18 protein-coding genes are annotated in these 18,300 nt (G+C 66.9%); 8 read left to right on the top strand and 10 right to left on the bottom strand.

Annotation, left to right across the window (positions count from 1 at the left end; all coding sequences use genetic code 11):
* Position 1 precedes the first annotated feature (1 nt).
* From C1737_RS00905 to C1737_RS00885, 5 genes are read right to left on the bottom strand one after another with little or no spacing between them, the layout of a single operon-like run.
* Positions 2-1,060, bottom strand: a complete 1,059-nt coding sequence (locus C1737_RS00905) for an acyl-CoA dehydrogenase family protein (protein ID WP_102416970.1) — start codon at positions 1,058-1,060, stop codon at positions 2-4.
* Between the two features lie 21 nt (positions 1,061-1,081).
* Positions 1,082-1,912: an amidohydrolase family protein gene (locus C1737_RS00900; RefSeq protein ID WP_102416969.1), complete on the bottom strand. Its 831-nt coding sequence runs from the start codon at positions 1,910-1,912 to the stop codon at positions 1,082-1,084.
* Positions 1,905-3,560 (bottom strand): acyl-CoA synthetase, encoded by a 1,656-nt coding sequence (locus C1737_RS00895; RefSeq protein WP_102416968.1) that lies wholly within the window; start codon positions 3,558-3,560, stop codon positions 1,905-1,907. Before C1737_RS00895 ends, C1737_RS00900 begins: the two co-directional genes overlap by 8 nt.
* Before the next feature lie 9 nt (positions 3,561-3,569).
* On the bottom strand, positions 3,570-4,772 hold the full coding sequence (locus C1737_RS00890) for an amidohydrolase family protein (protein WP_068093508.1): 1,203 nt from the start codon (positions 4,770-4,772) through the stop codon (positions 3,570-3,572).
* Positions 4,773-4,802: 30 nt separating this feature from the next.
* Positions 4,803-5,645 carry an enoyl-CoA hydratase gene (locus C1737_RS00885; RefSeq protein WP_067922516.1) on the bottom strand — a complete coding sequence of 281 codons (843 nt, stop codon included), beginning with the start codon at positions 5,643-5,645 and terminating at the stop codon, positions 4,803-4,805.
* Positions 5,646-5,937: 292 nt separating this feature from the next.
* Between C1737_RS00885 and C1737_RS00880 the strand changes: the two genes are divergently transcribed.
* On the top strand, positions 5,938-6,174 hold the full coding sequence (locus tag C1737_RS00880) for a general stress protein CsbD (RefSeq protein WP_067922399.1): 237 nt from the start codon (positions 5,938-5,940) through the stop codon (positions 6,172-6,174).
* 81 nt (positions 6,175-6,255) lie between these two features.
* Here C1737_RS00880 and C1737_RS00875 read toward each other — a convergent pair whose 3' ends face one another.
* Both C1737_RS00875 and C1737_RS00870 read right to left on the bottom strand, forming a co-directional pair.
* Positions 6,256-7,263, bottom strand: a complete 1,008-nt coding sequence (locus C1737_RS00875) for a dihydrodipicolinate synthase family protein (protein WP_067922401.1) — start codon at positions 7,261-7,263, stop codon at positions 6,256-6,258.
* 41 nt (positions 7,264-7,304) lie between these two features.
* Positions 7,305-8,102 (bottom strand): SDR family NAD(P)-dependent oxidoreductase, encoded by a 798-nt coding sequence (locus C1737_RS00870; RefSeq protein WP_067922404.1) that lies wholly within the window; start codon positions 8,100-8,102, stop codon positions 7,305-7,307.
* A 221-nt stretch (positions 8,103-8,323) separates the two neighbouring features.
* Here C1737_RS00870 and C1737_RS00865 point away from each other — a divergent pair, with 221 nt between their 5' ends.
* On the top strand, positions 8,324-9,136 hold the full coding sequence (locus C1737_RS00865) for a TetR/AcrR family transcriptional regulator (RefSeq protein ID WP_068093505.1): 813 nt from the start codon (positions 8,324-8,326) through the stop codon (positions 9,134-9,136).
* 20 nt (positions 9,137-9,156) lie between these two features.
* On the opposite strand, the gene C1737_RS00860 is transcribed toward C1737_RS00865, so the two are convergent.
* Both C1737_RS00860 and C1737_RS00855 read right to left on the bottom strand, forming a co-directional pair.
* Positions 9,157-10,050, bottom strand: coding sequence for an enoyl-CoA hydratase/isomerase family protein (locus C1737_RS00860; RefSeq protein WP_102416967.1), 894 nt, complete (start codon positions 10,048-10,050; stop codon positions 9,157-9,159).
* Positions 10,047-10,754, bottom strand: coding sequence for a hypothetical protein (locus tag C1737_RS00855; RefSeq protein ID WP_102416966.1), 708 nt, complete (start codon positions 10,752-10,754; stop codon positions 10,047-10,049). The genes C1737_RS00860 and C1737_RS00855 overlap by 4 nt, the downstream gene beginning before the upstream one ends.
* Before the next feature lie 134 nt (positions 10,755-10,888).
* On the opposite strand from C1737_RS00855, the gene C1737_RS00850 reads away from it, so the two are divergent.
* From C1737_RS00850 to C1737_RS00825, 6 genes are read left to right on the top strand one after another with little or no spacing between them, the layout of a single operon-like run.
* On the top strand, positions 10,889-11,701 hold the full coding sequence (locus tag C1737_RS00850) for an enoyl-CoA hydratase/isomerase family protein (RefSeq protein ID WP_102416965.1): 813 nt from the start codon (positions 10,889-10,891) through the stop codon (positions 11,699-11,701).
* Between the two features lie 9 nt (positions 11,702-11,710).
* Positions 11,711-12,523, top strand: a complete 813-nt coding sequence (locus C1737_RS00845) for an enoyl-CoA hydratase/isomerase family protein (RefSeq protein ID WP_068093441.1) — start codon at positions 11,711-11,713, stop codon at positions 12,521-12,523.
* Positions 12,520-13,314: an enoyl-CoA hydratase/isomerase family protein gene (locus tag C1737_RS00840; protein ID WP_068093499.1), complete on the top strand. Its 795-nt coding sequence runs from the start codon at positions 12,520-12,522 to the stop codon at positions 13,312-13,314. Before C1737_RS00845 ends, C1737_RS00840 begins: the two co-directional genes overlap by 4 nt.
* A complete protein-coding gene (locus C1737_RS00835; RefSeq protein ID WP_102416964.1) occupies positions 13,314-14,792 on the top strand; it encodes a class I adenylate-forming enzyme family protein in 1,479 nt (492 codons plus the stop codon). Before C1737_RS00840 ends, C1737_RS00835 begins: the two co-directional genes overlap by 1 nt.
* Positions 14,782-16,386, top strand: a complete 1,605-nt coding sequence (locus tag C1737_RS00830) for a class I adenylate-forming enzyme family protein (protein ID WP_102416963.1) — start codon at positions 14,782-14,784, stop codon at positions 16,384-16,386. The genes C1737_RS00835 and C1737_RS00830 overlap by 11 nt, the downstream gene beginning before the upstream one ends.
* Complete coding sequence (locus tag C1737_RS00825) at positions 16,379-17,923, top strand: class I adenylate-forming enzyme family protein (protein ID WP_102416962.1); 1,545 nt, start codon at positions 16,379-16,381, stop codon at positions 17,921-17,923. Before C1737_RS00830 ends, C1737_RS00825 begins: the two co-directional genes overlap by 8 nt.
* Here the strand turns inward: C1737_RS00825 and C1737_RS00820 are convergent.
* Positions 17,899-18,261, bottom strand: coding sequence for a hypothetical protein (locus C1737_RS00820; protein WP_067922413.1), 363 nt, complete (start codon positions 18,259-18,261; stop codon positions 17,899-17,901). The two genes, C1737_RS00825 and C1737_RS00820, sit on opposite strands and share 25 nt — an antisense overlap.
* Positions 18,262-18,300: the final 39 nt, after the last annotated feature.

Genomic DNA, 18,300 nt, shown 5'->3' with positions numbered 1-18,300 from the left:
CCTACGCCGGCTGCGCCGCGCTCTCGCGGGCGGCCACGATCTCGGCCACCCGTTGGGACGTAGCCGCCGGATCGCCGCCAGCCAGTGGCCACCCGCGGGCGCGCACCAGATACGCCGTCGCCGCGGCCTCGGCCGAAACCCCGAGGCCGCCTTGAATATGGACCGCCATGGTCGCCGCCCTCGCCGCCTCCTCGGCCATGAAAACAAAAGCGGAAGGCGCCAATTCGGGCCGCTCGCCGGGTTCATTGTCCAGGAACCAGGCGGCGCGGCGAGCCAGGTTGCGGCCACCCTGGACGGTGATGGCCATATTTGCCAGCGGGTGGGAGATGGCCTGCAGCGTGGAGATGGGCACACCCAGCGTGTATCGGGTCTTGGCGAACTCAGCGGCGATGGTCATGGTCTCCTCCACCAGCCCGACGAGCGCCGCCGCGGTCAGCAGCCGCCATTCGTCCAGCGCCAAAAGGTAACTCGCCAGTGCATCGGGCCCCTCGGCGATGACCTCGCGCGTGTCGGCCACCGCGGGGTCCACCCAGGCCATGGGCAGGCGGCCGATATTGTCGACCTTCGCCGGGCGGGTGGCGAAGGTCAGGCGCACGACTTCCTCGCCTTCGCGGACGACGACGTGGTCAGCGATCGACCCCGACGGAATCAACCGCGGGCCGCGCCCGGCGTCGATGCGCGGGTCCAGCGCGGCAAGCTGTTCCCCGTCCGCGATCCCGGCGGCAGCCTCGCCCAGCGCGCCGAGCCGCCCCAGCAGCCGTGCGGTGCAGACGTGGTCGATCCACGGAACCGGTGCCAGCGTCCGGCCGACCTCCTCGGCCACCAGGGTGAGGTCGACCAGGGTCGCGCCGTCACCGCCGCAGGACTCCGGCAACGCCATCGTGGTCGCGCCCATCCCACACAACCTCTCCCACAGGTTCTTGTCGAAACCCGACGGCTCTGCGGCACGGACGGTTTCGATGGAGCAGTGCGTCTTGAAGAACTGCTTATAGGCGTCCCGCAGGGCCACATGATCGTCGGACAGGCTGTAGTCCAGTCGGCGTAGTTCGAAGCGGTCCATCGTCAGTGCTCCCGTTCTCGGTCAGGCGCGGTCGCCGAAGAAAAAATCCTGCGCGTTGTTGTAAAGGTAGTTATCCAGCACGTCGGCCGGCAGATCAAGGGCACGGGCCTCGGGGATGACCCGCCGCATGGGCAACACCGGCCAGTCGGACGCGTAGATCACCTTGTTGCGACCGCGCGTGCGCATGTAGTGCAGCAGGCTCTCCGGCAGCCGCTTGGGCGACCACGCCGACGTCATGAGGCGCAGGTTCGGGTACTTCAGCAGCAAGCGGATCGCGACGTCCCACCACGGGTCGGCGCCGTGAATCATGCACAGCCGCAGTTCGGGGAATCGTACGCACACGCGATCCAGGTGCATGGGGTGCTGGACCTCGCCGGGTATGGGCGGCCCCGGGATGCCGGTGTTGATGCACAGCGGAAGGTCCAGTTCCGCACATTTGGCATAGAGCGGGTAGTACACGGCGTCGCTGGGCGGGTATTGGCCGTCGCCCCAAAAGCTCGGCCCCACTACGGCATACGCGACGGGCAGGTCGCCCGCGATCTCGGCGAGCTTGCGCAGCGACGGCACCGGGCGCAGCAGGTTGACCCCGCCCTCGGCCAAGGCGAATCGATCCGGTTTGGCTTCGGCGAATTTGCGCGCGGTGGTGGACGGGTTGGTGAGCGAGTCCATCAGGATCGCCTTGTGCACACCTTGTTCGTCCATCTCGGCGAGCAATTCGGAGAGATCGACCGGGGCGAACATCGACTCGGGGCCCTTGAAGTAGTCGTCCCTGACCTTGAGCATCCACGTCGGCTGAGATTCGGCTTCGCCGAAGTGGACGTTCACCAGGCAGTCAATCACTTTGTCATTCATGACTTCCTTCGGCGTCGGACCCTACCAGCGCGCTCACCGGAGGGTGTTGAGTGGCTTGTTCTCTGGCCCATCGGTAGTTGGGCTTGCCGTTGCCGAGGCGTTCGATCTGCTCGACGAAGATGACGGCCTTCGGCGCCTTGAAATGCGCCAGTTGTGCCGTGCACGCGTGGTAGAGGCCGTCCGGGGTGAGCCGGGCGCCGGGTTGCATGGCGATGAGCGCGACGACCTCTTGACCCCACCGCTCGCTTGGTCGGCCGACGACCAGGGCATCGGCGACGCCCGGCTGAGCGCGCAGTACCTCTTCGACCTCTTCGACGAAAACCTTTTCGCCACCGGTGTTCACGACCAGCGAGTCGCGGCCCAGCAGGCGGATGGTGCCGTCCCTCTCCAGCGATGCCCGGTCGCCGGGTATCACCACCCGCCGGCCGTCGATCTCGGGGAAGGTCCGTTGCGTGGCCTCGGCGTCACCGAAATACCCGAGCGGGATGCGGCCTGTCCTGGCGGCCCAGCCGACTTCCCGCTCACCGGGCCGCAGAAATCGGCTGCGGTCGGCCGACACCACGCTGGCCCCCTCCCTGGGTTGGAAGGTTTCGCTGGCGGTCCCCCCGCGGCTGTGCCCGAACGCCATGTTGCCGCTCTCCGACGACCCATAGCCCTCGATGATGGTGATGTGTGGCAGGCATTCCATCAGTGCGCGTTTGTGTTTCGCGTTCGTCGCGGCGCCTCCGGTGCCGATCGCACGCAGCGAGGACAGGTCATAGGAACGCGCGCGCAGCTCGGCGATCAGCGGGCCGGCGTACGCGTCGCCCACCATGGTCATCATGCCCACCTTCTCGCGCTCCGCGGTTTCCCACACCGACCGGACGTCCAGCCTGTTGCTGTCGTCGTAAAGCACTACGGGCAGGCCGGCGCAGAGCGCGGAGAACGCGGTCCACATGCCGGCGGCGTGCATGAGCGGGGAGACGGCGAACCACGGCTGGCCGCCCGCGGCGACCTTGTCGTGAATCTCCGTGACGCTGGCATGATCGGCCCCGACCATCGACGACACGTACATGTCGCTCTGTCGCCACAGCACGCCCTTCGGACGCCCCGTCGTCCCGCCGGTGCACATCATGATGAGATCGTCCGGAGATCCGGTCTCCTCGCGATCGGGGCCGACGGACGCCAGGGCGTCGTCGAGCGAGATCGCCTTCGGCAGTTGTGGAACCGTACTGCCGTCCTCGATGGAGATCAGCAACTCGGTACCGATCGGCGGCAGGACGTCGGCGAACCGGGCGCCGAGGGAGCGGTGGTAGATGATCCCCCGTGGGCGGACGTAGTCGAGCAGGTCGCGGATTTCCCGGGGCGAGTAGTGGTGGTTCACGTTGACCGGGACGGTGCGCGCCTTCAGGCAGCCGACGACCATGTCCGGGTACAGGTCGTTGTACATCAGCAACGCGATGCGGTCCTGTCCACATTCCCAGCGCTGCAGCGCGTCACGGGTCGCGTAGACGCCGAAACCCCTGCCTTCGAGGTAGTTCGCCAACCGGTTGGTGCGGACCGCGGAGTCGGCGAAGGTGCTCTTGCGGTCGCCGCAGACGGTCATCAGCCGGTCCGGCACGGCGTCGGCGATGGCGTCCAGAACCGCGCCCACAGTCCATTCACTCATGGTGGGGCGCTAAACGGCCGACGGGACCGGAACGCCGAGCAGGTCGAGAGCATTGTCGCGCATCACTTTTCGGGCATCGGCTTCGCCGAAGCCGTTGAGTTCCCCGGCGAACGACACCGGCGTCTCGAGGCCTTCGCCGTGCGGCCAGTCGGACCCGAACAGGATCTTGTCGATGCCGATGACGTTGGCCAGCTCTTGCAAATCGTCCTCGTAGTAGGGGGCGATCCACACATTGTTGCGCAATTGCTCCACCGGGTCCTCGGGGAAATGCCGCGGGTAGTTGTTGGCGACCTTCTTCAGCCGCTTGATCAGCCGATGCACGAAATAGGAGCCGTTTTCGATGCTGACCGCCCTGAGCCCGGGGTGGCGGGTGAACACACCGTGCACGATCATCGAGGCCATCGTGTCGTGGATGGCGCGGTCGTCCAGGAGAACCTGATCCAGTGGGTCCTTTTCCCCGAACCCCTCGAAGGTCGCCTTGCCGCCCCACTGCGCGGCGATGTGCAGATAGCCGCTGTCGCTGAGGTGGAAGCCGACCGGCACCCCCGCCTCGGCGAGCCGGGCCCACACCGGGTCGTGGCTGGGATCGCCCAGCGATCTCGGCTTCACCACACCGGGCACCGGCGCGGGCCGCACCAGCACCAGCTTGGCGCCGCGCGCCAGCACGAACTCGACCTCTTCGAGCGCCTTGGCCGGGTCTGCCAGCGAAATGATGGGCGCGGCGATGATGCGGTGATCGGGCCGGTCGAAGCCCCAATCTTCGTCGAGCCACAGGTTGAACGCGTGCAGCGAGGCCATCGTGGCCTCGATGTCTCCCTTGAGCGCCTCCTCGACGCCGCACGCGAAAGTCGGCAGCATGAACACCGTTTCGACGTCCTGGGTCTCCATCACCGCGACCCGCGCGTCGCGGTTCTGGTACTCGGGGTGGCTGGCCAGCCGCTCGACCTTCATCAGCGAGGCGGGGTCGACGCCGTCGGGGATTTCGCCGCGGAACAACAGGTCCAGGCAGCCCGGCACGATGATCGGGTCAAAGGTCGGGTTGGGGATGAAGTGGTTGACCCGATCCCCGATCACGGCCCAGGTGCGCTTGCCGTCGTTGAGCATCTGCACGCCTCGCCGCTTGAACTTCTTGTCCAGGTGGCGGGTGAAGGCGTCCAGTGGTTCGTAGTAGTGGTTGTCGACGTCAATCGCCTTATAACCCAAGCTGGTCATGATCATCCTTTCCGGCATCACCGGCGAACACTAAGCGTCGGTCGGGTCGAGCGAAGGGAATCGGGGGGGCCGCTTCTCCAGAAAGCTGGTGATGCCTTCGATGACGTCCGGCCGCGGCATCGCCTCGTGCAGCAGCACCTCGGCACGCGCCGTGGCGTCCACGACATCGCGAGTGGCGTCACCGTATACCTGCCGCTTGATCACTTCCATGGACGCCGGCGAGCAGTTGCGTGCGATGTCCTCCGCGTATTCCAGCGCGCGGTTCATCAGATCCTCGGGCGCGACCACGTCCTTGACGAGGCCGAGGTCGGCCGCCTCCTCGGCGAGGAAGGTGCGGCCGCTCAACAGCAGATCCAGGGCGACGCCCCAGGTTGTCAGTCGCGGCAGTATCCAGGAGATGCCGAACTCGGCGATCAGTCCGCGGCGGGCGAAGACCGCGGCGAACTTGGCCCCGGCGGCCGCGAACCGCACGTCACACATGAGCGCCTGGGTCAGGCCGATGCCGACGCAGGCGCCGTTGATGGCGGCCACGACGGGCTTGCGCAGCGTGGTCACGAAATGCGGCGGCCGTTCCCCGACCAACTCGGCGAGGTTGGTCTGACTCGCCTTCTCCATCGTGTCGCCGTAACTCGGTGCGGAATTCGGCGTGCCCAGATACGCGCCGGCGCAGAATCCTTTGCCCCGGCCGGTCAGCACGACCACCCGGATGGCCGGGTCCTGTTCGGCGCGGTCGATCGCCGAGTAAAAGCCGGCGGCAATGTCCGGCCCCCAGGCGTTCAGGCGTTCAGGACGGTTGAAGGTCAGAATCGCCACGCCGCTGCCGGTGGACTCGTAGAGCACTGCGGCCTCGGAAGCGTCGTCCCCGCCGGACATCTCCCCCGCCACCTCCTCACGACCGCTACCCGATCCCGCGACGATTTGTACGCATACTGTATACCTATCGGTACCGTTTTCCACAACCGCCTTCGGGTGCCCACGAACCCCGGCCGAACAGGGGATTTCGGCTTGCTGAACCTCACCCCTGACCGCCGTCGACGGGGCTACTCATGACCAGGAGTGGCACGGATATCCCGGGTGTGGCGAGCACCACGCGCCGATCGCGTTTCCTCCTGGCGGCGAAAAGGGAAAGCCAACACAGATACCCACTACCGGGAGGGGAAACGCAATGGTTGACATCAAGAGCGGTCCGGTCGAGCTGATCCAGGGCATCGTCGAAGCCGTCTTCGGCAAGGCCAAGGAAATCGTGGGCACGATCATCGGCCGCAACGATCTGGTCAACGAGGGCCAGGCGCAGCAGGACAAGGCCGACGCGCAGCGCAGCGCGGCGAAGAAGGAAGCCGCGGCCGAGAAGGCCCGCGGCAAGGCCAAGGCCGCGGAGGCGCGCGAGCAGGCCGAACAGTAGACGGTTAGGCACAGGCCCGGTCACCTCGGTGGCCGGGCTCTGCTATGTATCCCGATGTGGCGCAGCGGTTTTGGCCGCCGATTAGGCCTCGATGAGCCCAAGCCGGCGGTATGCGTTCTCGATCTGCGACTTGGCCTCCGTCGGCAACTCCGCCTGCGGTGGCCGGGAATGCGGATACGCGCCTATCGGCAAGCCGAGAAGCGAGGCGGCGTACTTGAACGCGCCACCCCAGTGAGTGAAGTAATCGGCCCGTCCCGGATAGCACGTCCACCAGGATCCGACGTCGAGGTCGAATTGGTCCAGGCCCGACTCGCGGCCGAAGTCCATCGCCTCGAGCAGCTTGTCGCTTTGTACCAAATCCCAGTATTCCGAGAACAATCGCCGCCGCGGCGTCTCGAACAGATAGCCCGCGGTGCCCAGTTGCGCCGGACAGACGATCCCGTCGCGCAGCCAACCGGCGCGATACACCGTCTTGTCACACTCCCAGAGCACCAGGCCGGGCGCCAGCTGGTGGAGCATCCGGCTGCTGGCCGGCCTGAAGGCGCCCTCCTTGGTCGCGCACACGGCGGGCACCTCATCGTAGATCCGCGCGCTTTCGGCGGCGGTCAGCACGTAGCCGGACGACGGCGAGTTGAACATGCCCAAGGCGATGTCGGTGCGCGAGGCGATGTATTTGAAGAATCGCAGAACGCCCTCGCCGCCATGCACTTCCATCATCGGCGTTTGGATGTAGACGATGTCGGCGCCGGCTTCCTGGGCGTGCAACGTCAACTCCAGACAGTCCTTCGCGGCGATGGCGGCCGTGCAGGCTTGCACGACGACGTCGGGATTGACGGCACGCCCTTCCTCAATCGCTACCTCTAACAAGCGTTTTCGCTCATCGATGGTCAGCGACCAGAACTCCGAGAGACCGCTGGTGCACCACAACATCGGGTGCCCGAGGTCGCCGACGCAGTAACGGACCAGCGTCCGATAGGCCTCCCAGTCGATGTCGTCGCCGTCCGGCCCGCAGAACGGGGTGTAGAGCGAGTCACCGATTCCGCGCAATGCGCCGCGCGCCCAGGCGCGGGCCTCGCTTGCCGTCGCCACTTTCGACTCCTTCTTTCGGCCGAGCTTTTCGTTCCGGGCGGTCAGGTGAAGTCCGAACCACCGTCGACGTTGATGTTGGCCCCCGTCATGTAGGAGTTGCGCCGCGACGCGAGGAATGCGGCCACCGGCCCGATTTCCTCCGGCAGCCCCGCCCGTGGCATGTGGGCCGGATGGCCGAAGTGCTTGTCGATGGCGTCCATCAACGCGTAAAGATCGCCGCCGTCGACGCCCACCGATTTCGCCCAACCGACGAGCGACTCGGACGCGATGCTGCCGGGCGACACCACGTTGACCAAGATCTCGTCCTTGGCCAAGAACAGAGACAGATTCTTGGACACGCTGGTCAGCATCGACTTGGCCGCCGTGTAGGCGGGCAGCATGACGCTCTGCCGCTGGGTCGAGTGGGCCGAGAAGTTGACGATCCGCGCCCATTGCGCCTTGCGCAGCAGCGGAAGTGCCGCGCGGACACAGCGCACCATGCCCATCACCCCGTCTTCGACGGCCTGGCGCCATTGCTCGTCGGCCAAATCGTCGAACGTGCCCGCCGCTCCCGGCCCGACCGTATTGACAAGGGCATTGAGTTCTCCGCCCCATCGCCGGCCGAGTTCGGCGAACGCCTCGTCGACCTGACCGGGATCGGCAATGTCCGCGACGAGCCCGACGGCGTCGGGGCTACCGCGCCCCGTCAACTCCGCCGCGGCGCAGTCGAGCGCGTCACGACTGCGGCCGATCACCGCGACCCGGGCACCTTCGTCGGCGAGGCAGCGGGCCGTGGCCAAACCCATGCCGCGGCTACCGCCGACTACCACCGTTGCGGCATCCGCCAGCCCTAAATCCATGGCAATTCCCGTGGCTCATCGGATGACTGGGTGAATGGCTTGCGCCCGGTCATGTTCGCCCGCCCGGCCTATCGTTACCAAAACGCCTACGATAGGTATTACAGTAGCAGATGAAAAGTGCACGAAAGCCGGGTTGACGGACATCGTCGAGCGGCGACACGGCTAAGCTTGCGCAGGTGAGTCGGTACGGCTCTTGGACCGCATGCACAGGATACAGCGTGATGGAGGTGCCCGTAGTGGCAAAGCAGGCTACCGCCGATAGGCGTCAACGCCGCGAACGCGGATCCATCAATCCCGATGACATCATCAGTGGCGCATTCGAACTCGCGGAGCAGGTATCGATCGACAACTTGAGCATGCCGCTGCTTGGCAAACATCTGGGCGTCGGCGTCACGAGCATCTACTGGTACTTCCGTAAGAAGGATGACCTGCTCAACGCGATGACCGACCGCGCATTGAGCAAGTATCGGTTCGCCACCCCCTACGTCGAGGCCAGCGACTGGCGCGAGACATTGGCCAACCACGCGCGCCTGATGCGTAAAACGTTCATGGGTAACCCAATTCTGTGCGACCTGATTCTGATCCGCGCCGCGCTCAGCCCGAAGGCGGCACGGCTGGGTGCCGAGGAGATGGAGAAGGCCATCGCCAACCTGGTCGAAGCCGGGCTGTCGCCGGAGGACGCCTTCGACACCTACTCGGCGGTTTCGGTGCACGTCCGCGGCTCGGTGGTGCTGCAGCGGCTTTACGAGAAGAACCAATCCTCCCATGAGGGTGCGCGTGCCATCGAGGACGCCGTCGCCATCGACCCCGAGAAGACTCCCCTGCTGGCCCAAGTCAGCCGCATCGGGCACCGGATCGGCGCACCCGACGAAACCAACTTCGAGTACGGACTCGGCTGCATCCTGGATCACGCCGGCCGGTTGATCGAAGAAGGCAAGGGGCCGAAAGGCGGCAAGGCCGCGCCGTCACGGCCACGCAAGGCGGCCAAGTCGCCCGCGTCACGCGCACGCACCAAGGCCCCGGCCGCGCGCTAGCCGGATACCGAATAGGGTTACTACACTTCGGGTTCCGGCACGTCGAAGTGTTCGTCACGGAGCCGGAACGCTTCCTTGGTCCCATGCTGTGCGCGGGCCTTGACGAAGTTGAACTCTCCTGGCCCGAATTGCAGGTTGGTGCCGAAGGCGTGGAAGAGATAGCTCGCGACTTCCTCACCCTGGTATGCCTGGCTCTGCTCGACGAGGCGGAAAGCCTCCTTGGCGATGACCACCCCGTCGGCGGGCATCTTCGCCGCCTTCTCGGCCCAGTACCGCGCCCGCGCCGGGACGGCGGCGGAATCGCAGGTGTCGGTGAAGATCCCGAGATGTTCGAGCTCGCCGGCCTCGATGATGTCGCCGGTCAGCAGCAGGCGCCGGGCCAGCACCGGACCCAACCGGTGGAAGAACATGTGCAGGCTGCCGAGCGCGGGGCCGAGGAAGCGGGTGGCCGGCATGCCGACCTTCGTGTCGCGCGCTATCACGGAGATGTCGGTCATCAGCGCCATCTCGAAACCGCCGCCCAGCGCATATCCGGTGATCTCGCCCACCGTCACCTTGGGAAAGCCCATGAAGTTGTGGTAGAAGCCAAAAGACTTACGGTCCACGGTAAGTCGCCGACGTTGACTGGGACGGCGCTTGCCCGACGCGTCGCCGGGCGTGGTCGTTTCGCCATACCAGCCATAGGCGTTGTTCATGTCGGCCCCGGTGGAGAAGACGCCGCCCGCGCCGCGCAACAGCACCACCGTCAGGTCGTCGTCGTCGGCCACCCGATCCAGACAGCGGGCGATGGCGTCGCGCATGACGGCGTCGTAGGAGTTGCGGTGCGCCGGATTGTTCAGCGTGATCGTGGCGATGCGGCGGTCGGGGTCCATCTCGAACAGCACGCGATCGTCCGATGCGCTCCGGGGCGTCATGTGTCGGATTCCTTTCGCCGCCTGCCGAATTTGAACCCGGCCAGCCTCTCAGGCGGTGACGCCAAGGTGTTCACCTGGCCGGTGCAGAGCACTTCGCCGTGGAGTAGCAGCCGTGCCGTCGATGCGATGCCGCGTTCGACCTGCGATCGGACGATGTCGAACCGTAGCGCGGTCAACACCGGTGTCGGTCGTCGGAACGTCACGACCAGTGATCGCGTCTTGCCGGACAGGCCCGTGACGCAATTGTGGTGCTGGATGACGCAGTCGAAGAAGACGCCCAGAAAGCCACCGTGCACGCATCCCGGCGGGCCCTCGTAGACGAGCGGGAAGTTGACTCGCCCCGTTGCCTCGTCGGCATCGAGGTGATCGAACCGATACTCCGGGAAGCACGGATTGTAGGCGCCGATGTCGGTCGCATGGTCGAGATAGACGCGCCGGGGATCATCGGGGACGTCGCCGATTCGCGGCGCGTTGTCCACCGGCGCAGCGGCAGAGAGTTCGCTCTCCCATTCGGCGAACTTCTCCACCATGGTGTCGACGGTGGGATGGGGATGTTCGAGGGCCAGCAGCAGTGAGCTCAGGCGCCGCATGGCGCCGGCGGCCGCCACGGTCTGGGAGAGTGGCCGCTCGCCGAATCGGGCGTCACCCGATCGCGTTGACTCGGGTTCGGCGCAGCCCCCCGCTCGCCCCTCCTGCAAGGCCATGCGTCCCCCTTTTCTTCGCTCGGGTTCCGGCCCGGCTATTTCCGGCGGCGGCGTACCCTGCTAACTTATACAGCGTATCAATCGTATTGCCTACTGTATGGGTAACCGTAACGGCAGAAAGGCCGGATTCGACGGTGAGTCAGGAGGCCAACACGGCCGGCGCCGACGGTGCGGTGACAGTGTGCCGGGACGGCGGGGTGTTGCGGATAACGCTCGATCGCCCATCCCAGCGAAACTCGTTGAGCCAGAACATGATCAGCGCCTTGGTCGAGGCCCTCACCGACGCCGCCGCCGATGATTCGTTGCGCGCCGTGCACATCCGGGGCGGCGAGGATTTCTGCGCCGGGGTGGACTGGCTGGCCACCAACGACCGCCGGCGCCCCCGCGCCGGCGACCTGGTGCGGCGGATCCCCCATGCCGCTCATCGCGTGATCGAGCTGGTCGCCGGCATCCAGTTGCCAGTGCTCTGCAGTGTGCGGGGATGGGCCGCCGGGTTCGGCTGCAACCTCGCGCTGGCAGCCGACTTCACCGTCGCCGCCACCGACGCGGTGTTCTGGGAGCCCTTCGTTGACCGGGGCTTCAGCCCGGATTCGGGCGCGACCTGGCTGCTGCCCCGGCTGGTGGGGCTGGCACGGGCCAGGCGAATGCTGTTGTTGGGCGAGAAAGTCAGCGCGCGGGATGCGGCCGATTGGGGATTGATCCACCGGGCCGTAAGCCCGCCCGAGCTCGACGACGCGGCCGAGGAATTACTCGAGCGGCTGGCCTCCGGGCCGACGGTGGCGATCGGGCTTACCAAGCAGGCACTGGGCTTCGGCCAGGACACGACGTTGAGCCAATCCATGGCCCAGGAGCTGTACAACCTGGAGTTGTCCTGCCGGACAGCAGATTTCAAAGAAGGTCTGGACGCCTTCCGGCAACGACGCGGCCCGAAATTCCAGGGCCGGTGAGGGAGCAGGATGCCTACTGACTCGTTCGACACCATCAACTACGACGTCGACGGGCATACCGCCACCATCACCCTGAACCGCCCGGACGCCCTCAACGCGCTCAGCCCGCACATGATCACCGAATTGCGAGCCGCCTACGACGAGGCCGAAAACGACGACCAAGTCTGGCTGACCATCGTGACCGGCACCGGTCGCGCGTTCTGCACCGGTGCCGACGTCACGGCCATTCCCGAAGACGGCAAGGTCGTCTACGAGCGCCCGTACCTGTCGACCTATGACCAATGGGAGGCGCCGCAGGAGGGCACCCCTCCGTTCCGCACGGCCGCCAAGCCCGTGCTCGCCGCGGTCAACGGGTTGTGCTGCGGCGCCGGCATGGACTGGGTCACCACATCCGACATCGTGATCGCCTCGGAACAAGCGACTTTCTTCGATCCGCACGTCAGCATCGGCCTGGTAGCCGGCCGCGAGATGGTGCGGGTCTCGCGCGTGCTGCCCCGCTCCATTGCCCTGCGGATGGCCTTGATGGGCAAGCACGAGCGGATGAGCGCGGGGCGCGCCTACGAATTGGGATTGATCAGCGAAATCGTCGAGCACGAAACGCTTCTCGAGCGGGCCCACGAGATCGCCGGCATCGTCAACTCCAATGCGCCGCTGGCGGTACGGGGCACTCGTCTCGCCATCCTCAAGGGGCTCAACGTGCCGCTGCACGAAGCCGAGATCATGGCCGAAACGTTCCGCGAGCGCGTGTTGCGCACCGAGGATGCGGCCGAAGGGCCCAAGGCCTTCGTGGAGAAGCGCAAGCCCGATTGGCAGTGCCGATGACGTTCGAAACCATCAGGCTCGAGGTCGACGAGAGTGACCGGGTCGCGACCATCACGCTGAACCGGCCCGGACAGCTGAACGCGTTCAACCGCACCATGTGTGAGGAGGTGGCCCGCGCCTGGCGCATGGTCAAGCTCGATGATGCGGTCAACGCGGTGGTACTGCGGGCGGCGGGCGACCGGGCGTTCAGCGCCGGTCTGGACATCAAGACGCCCTACGGTCAGCCCGAAAACATCTGGAACCACGAGGATCCCGGCGAGGCACTCAGCCCCAAATGGCAGAAGATGTGGAAGCCGGTCGTGTGCGCCGTTCGGGGCATGTGCACCGCGGGTGCGTTCTACTTCGTCAACGAATCCGATGTCGTCATCTGCTCGGAGGACGCGACGTTTTTCGACTCGCACGTATCCGCCGGCCTGGTCTGCGCGTTGGAGCCGATCGGCCTGATGAGGCGCATCGGCCTCGGCGAGACGCTGCGCATCGCGCTGATGGGCAACGACGAGCGGGTCAGCGCCGACACCGCGCTACGGATCGGCTTGGTGTCGGAGGTCGTCCCCGCCGAGCAGCTCTGGGACCGCGCGCACGACATCGCCGCCACCATCGCCGCGAAGCCCCCGACCGCGACCCAGGGCACGGTGAAGGCGATTTGGGAATCGCTCGACAAACCCTATCGGGCGGCCATGGAACAAGGACTGATCTACACCCGCCTGGGCAACCCGCTCGGAACGGCCGAACTTGCCGCCCGACCGAGTTCCGGCGACGAAGGCGCCGCGCGCAATCCGAAGACCCGCTGATGCCCCCGCACCCCCTCAGCCAACGCATTGCCGACGTCCTCGACCTGCAGCCCGAGGCCGACGCCATCGAGTATGAGGGGCAATGGATCTCCTGGGCTCGCCTCGGCGCATCGGCACGGCGCATCGCCGCCCTGACGGCCGGCGCCGAAGCCGGGATGCTGCTGCGCAACCGGCCGGGTCAGGTGGCCGCCTTCCTCGGGGTGTTGCTGGGGGGCGGCACCGTGGTCGTCATCAACCCCGGCCGCGGTGAGGTGCGCACGCGGTCGGACATCGCCGCACTGCAGACCCCGCTGATCATCGGGGAGCACGACGAACTGACGGCGCTGGTGCCCCCGACGACCGCGACGACGGCCGTGCCGATCTCCGGTCGGCTAGACGATCCCCCAGCTGACTGCGTGACCACTTCACCCGCGGCGCAGACCGGTCCGCGGCCGGGCGTCGCGGTGCGCATGCTCACCAGCGGCACCACGGGACCGCCCAAACGAATCGACCTCGACTACGACACGCTGGCGCGCAGCGTGATGGGCGCCGAAGCCGATCGCGCCCCGGCGCCTACGGAGCTGCGGCGTGGAGTCGCGATCGTCAACTCGCCGCTGGTGCACATCGGCGGCGTGTTCCGCGTGTTGCAATGCATCGCCGAGGCGAGGCCGTTCGCGCTGCTCGAGCGATTCGAGCTGAATGCGTGGGCCGACGCGGTGCGCAGGCACCGGCCGCGCACGGTATCGCTGGTGCCCGCCGCTCTGCGCACGGTGTTGCACTCCGACGTGCCGCGAGCCGACCTGGCTAGCATCCGCGCGGTCACCTGCGGCACCGCCCCGCTGTCGGCCGACGACGCCGACACCTTCACCGAGAAGTACGGCATTCCGGTGCTGACCTCCTATGCGGCAACGGAGTTCGGTGGCGGCGTGGCGGGCTGGACCCTGCCCGACTACCGGCGATACTGGGCGGCCAAACGGGGCAGCGTCGGTCGCGCCAACCCCGGCGCCCAATTGCGGGTGGTGACTGACGACGGCGCGCCGCTCGGACCTGACCAGGTTGGTCTGCTCGAAGTGAAGCCGAGCCAGCTGGGGCCCTCGGCCCGGTGGATGCGGACCACGGATATGGCGCGTATCGACGCGGACGGGTTCGTCTGGATCGTCGGGCGGGCCGACCAGGCGATCATCCGCGGCGGGTTCAAGGTGATGCCCGACGACGTCCGCACCGCCCTGGAAAGCCACCGGGCGGTGGCCGGTGCCGCGGTGGTCGGGCGCTCCGATAGGCGCCTCGGCGCGACGCCCGTCGCCATGGTGGAATTGCGCGAGCCCGGCTCCACCGGACCCGACGCGATCGTGGAATATCTGCGAACACGGCTGGCGCGCTATGAGATTCCCACCGAGATCGCGATCGTCGACGCGATCCCCCGGACACCGTCGGGCAAAGCCGATCTGGGCGCGATCCAGCGCTTCTTCAGCGCACCCCACGGCGATCATGCGCGGTGACATCGCGACCGTCGCCGGGGTCCTCACGCGCCAGGCCCGCTCGCGGGCCGACCACGCCCTGCTCGTCTGCGACGACGACCGGATCAGTTATGGGGAAGCCGAGGCCCGCTCGGCCAAGCTGGCCCGCGGGCTGATCGCAGCCGGCGCAGGCAAGGGTACCCATGTGGGCCTGCTCTACCCCAACGGCCCGGAGTTCGTGGTCGCGATGCTGGCCGCGGCGCGGATCGGCGCCGTGGTGGTCCCCTTCTCCACGTTCGTCACCACCCGCGAACTGCGCCAGCAGCTGCTCGACAGCGATGTCGAAATACTCTTGAGCGCAGCGACTTTCCGCGTCCATGACTACGTGCAACGGCTCGAGCAGGTGCTGTCGGATCGCGACTTCAACTCCGACCGCCATTTGTTCTCGCCGGCCGCGCCACAACTGCGGCAGGTCGGCATCGCCTACCGCCCGGGCGCGGCGCGGCGCCGCCGGGACATCGTTCGGTTCTACCGGCTCGCCGATACCGTGGACCCCGAGCTGCTGGCGGCGACCCAGGACGACGTCAACGGCTGCGACCCTTTGGCCATCGTCTACACGTCGGGCTCCACCAGCTCCCCCAAGGGCGTCGTGCACACGCATGGCGGCCTGCTCGGACATCAGCAAAACCTCAACAAGATTCGCGGTTTGACGGCGGACGACAGGCTGTTCTGCAATTCGCCCTTCTTCTGGATCGGCGGCTTCGCGTTCGGGCTGCTGGCCACGTTGGTCGCCGGGTCGACGCTGGTGTGCTCCAACGCCGCCGACCCCGGAAGGACACTTGACCTGCTGGAGGCCGAACGACCGACCGTGACCAACGGTTTCAGCGCCGGGATCGCTCACCTGACCGAACATCCGAGCTTTCCGGGCCGGGACTTGTCATCGATGCGTCGGGGCAACCTCTATCCGATCATGGCGCCCGACGTTCGACCGGCCGACCCCGAACTGCGGCACAACATGCTGGGCATGACCGAAGCCGGCAGCGTCGTGCTGATCGGCGACGACGAAACCGATCAACCGGAGAACCGACGCGGGTCGTTCGGCAAGCCGGCACCCGGTTTCGACACCAGGATCATCGGCGCCGAAACGGGAGAACCGGTGACCGCAGGCGACGCCGGCGAACTGTGCATCCGCGGACCGTATGTGATGCAACGCTATTACGGACGCAGTCGCGAGGAGTGCTTCGATGCCGACGGCTGGTTCCACAGCGGCGATCTGGTGCGGGTGGACGCGGACGGATTCTTCTACTACCTCGGCCGGCTCGGCACGATGATCAAGACGGCGGGAGCCAATGTCTCGGCGGTCGAGGTCGAACGGGCTATCGCCAGCGTCACCGGCGGGCTGGCAGCGCACGTCATAGGCGTTCCCGATGCCCGGCGGGGCCAGCTGGTCGCGGCGGTCGTGGTGGTGCCGGACGGTGCTGCCTTCGACCCGGCGGCGTTGCGCGACCGGCTCAAGGCGGAGCTGTCGGCATACAAGATCCCCCGGCGCTTTGTGGCCGTCTCACGCTCGGAGCTTCCGTTGCTCTCCAGTGGCAAGGTCGACACCCGAGGACTGAGGGAGCTCTTCGGTGCCTGACACCCTCGACCGACTGGTACGGCTGCGCTCCGACCACGACGGCGACAAGCCGATGGTGATCGACCCCACGTCGCGGGTCAGTTATCGCGAACTCGACTCCACTACACGAGAATTGGCCGCGGTGTTCGTCGAAGCCGGTGTGGGCAAAGGCACGCGGGTGGGATTGATCATGCCCAACAGCACCCGCTGGGTGCAGGTCGCTGTCGCCTTGACCCGCGTCGGGGCCGTGCTGGTTCCGCTGAGCACCCTGCTGACGGCGCGGGAGCTGGCCGCCCAACTGCGGGCCGCCGCGGTGCAACTGCTGGTCGGCGTCGAGGAATTCCGCGGGCACCGCTATCTGGACGACCTCGCGCCGCGGACCCAACTTCCCGCCCTGCGTCAGGTCTGGACGGCCGACCGGCTCGCCGACGCGACCGCCGGCCTTCGAGCCCGCCGACTGGTCGACGCCCTGACGGAAAGGGTCAACGCCGCCGACCCGTTGGTCATCATGTTCACCTCCGGCAGCAGTGGGCCGCCCAAGGGAGTCATGCACTCTCACGGCAGCGCGCTCGGCGCGACCCGGTCGAGCCTGGGCGCGCGATGCATCACCCCCGACACCCGTCTGTATCTCCCGATGCCATTCTTCTGGGTGGGTGGCTTCGGCAGCGGAATCCTGGCCGCGCTGCTAGCCGGCGCCACCCTGGTGACCGAGGAGATACCCCGGCCCGAGACGACACTGCGACTGCTGGAAGCCGAGCGGGTGACGTTGTTCCGCGGCTGGCCCGACCAAGCCGAGACGCTCGCCCGCCACGCCGCCACCGCCGGCGCCGACCTATCGGCCCTGCGACCCGGAAGCCTGCAGGCCGTGCTCCCGCCCGAACAGCGGGCCCAACCCGGCGCCCGCGCCACGCTGTTCGGCATGACCGAGGCGTTCGGTCCGTACTGCGGCTATCCCGCCGACACCGATATGCCGGCGACTGCGTGGGGCAGCTGCGGAAAACCATTCCCCGGCATGGAAGTTCGCATCGTCGACCCCGACAGCGGCGATCCCGTCCCGGGCGGAACGGTCGGCATGATCCAGATTCGGGGACCGCACACACTGCGCGGCATCTGCGGCCGCGGCCGAGAGGACGTGTTCACCGTCGACGGCTTCTACCCCACCGGCGACCTGGGCCGCCTCGACGAGGAGGGGTTCCTGTTCTACCACGGACGCTGCGACGACATGTTCAAGGTGAGCGGCGCCACCGTCTATCCCGGTGAGGTCGAACAGGCGCTGCGCACCATCGACGGCGTCCGTGGCGCCTTCGTCACCAACGTGCCCACAACGGCGGGCCAACGGGTCGGTGCGGCCGTGGTGTCCGACGGACCGCTGACGGCCGACCAGCTGAGTCGGCACGCGCGAAACCTGCTGAGCGCCTTCAAGGTACCGACGGTGTGGCTACCGCTGACATGCGACGACGACGTCCCGCGCGGCGGCACCGGCAAGGTCGACCTACCTCGACTGCGGGAGATGCTGAGCGACGCGAATCGGGATCAGGAGACCCGGGTCCAGGGTTGACAGTTCTGCGACTCGAACGCCTTGACCGAGGTGTTGATGTTCGCGTACATCGGACCGATCGAGGTATTCGTCTGTAGCACATGGTCCTTGTTCGCATCGGGCGTGCTGTAGGTGAACCACGAGCACATCGACTCCTGTGTCGGCACGTTGTTGATCCAGACACCGAAGACCGATCCCGACCCACCCGTGTGGTAGAGGCCCGGCGCGATGTCGACACCCACGACGAAGACACCGTTGCCGGGAATCGGGTCGAGCATGTCGGCGACGGCCGGCGGCGCCAGGGCGATAGCTGTCACAGTCGCCACGAATACGGCCGATGCGCGAATCGTTCGGGGCACTTGTCCTCGCTCTGTGTCGTTTGGCCCCCTTGAGATGGC

The sequence above is a fragment of the Mycobacterium sp. 4858 genome (genome assembly GCF_900240975.1).
Taxonomy (GTDB): domain Bacteria; phylum Actinomycetota; class Actinomycetes; order Mycobacteriales; family Mycobacteriaceae; genus Mycobacterium.
Note: the sequence above shows the minus strand (reverse complement) of the source record. Positions and strands in the feature narration are given on the sequence as shown.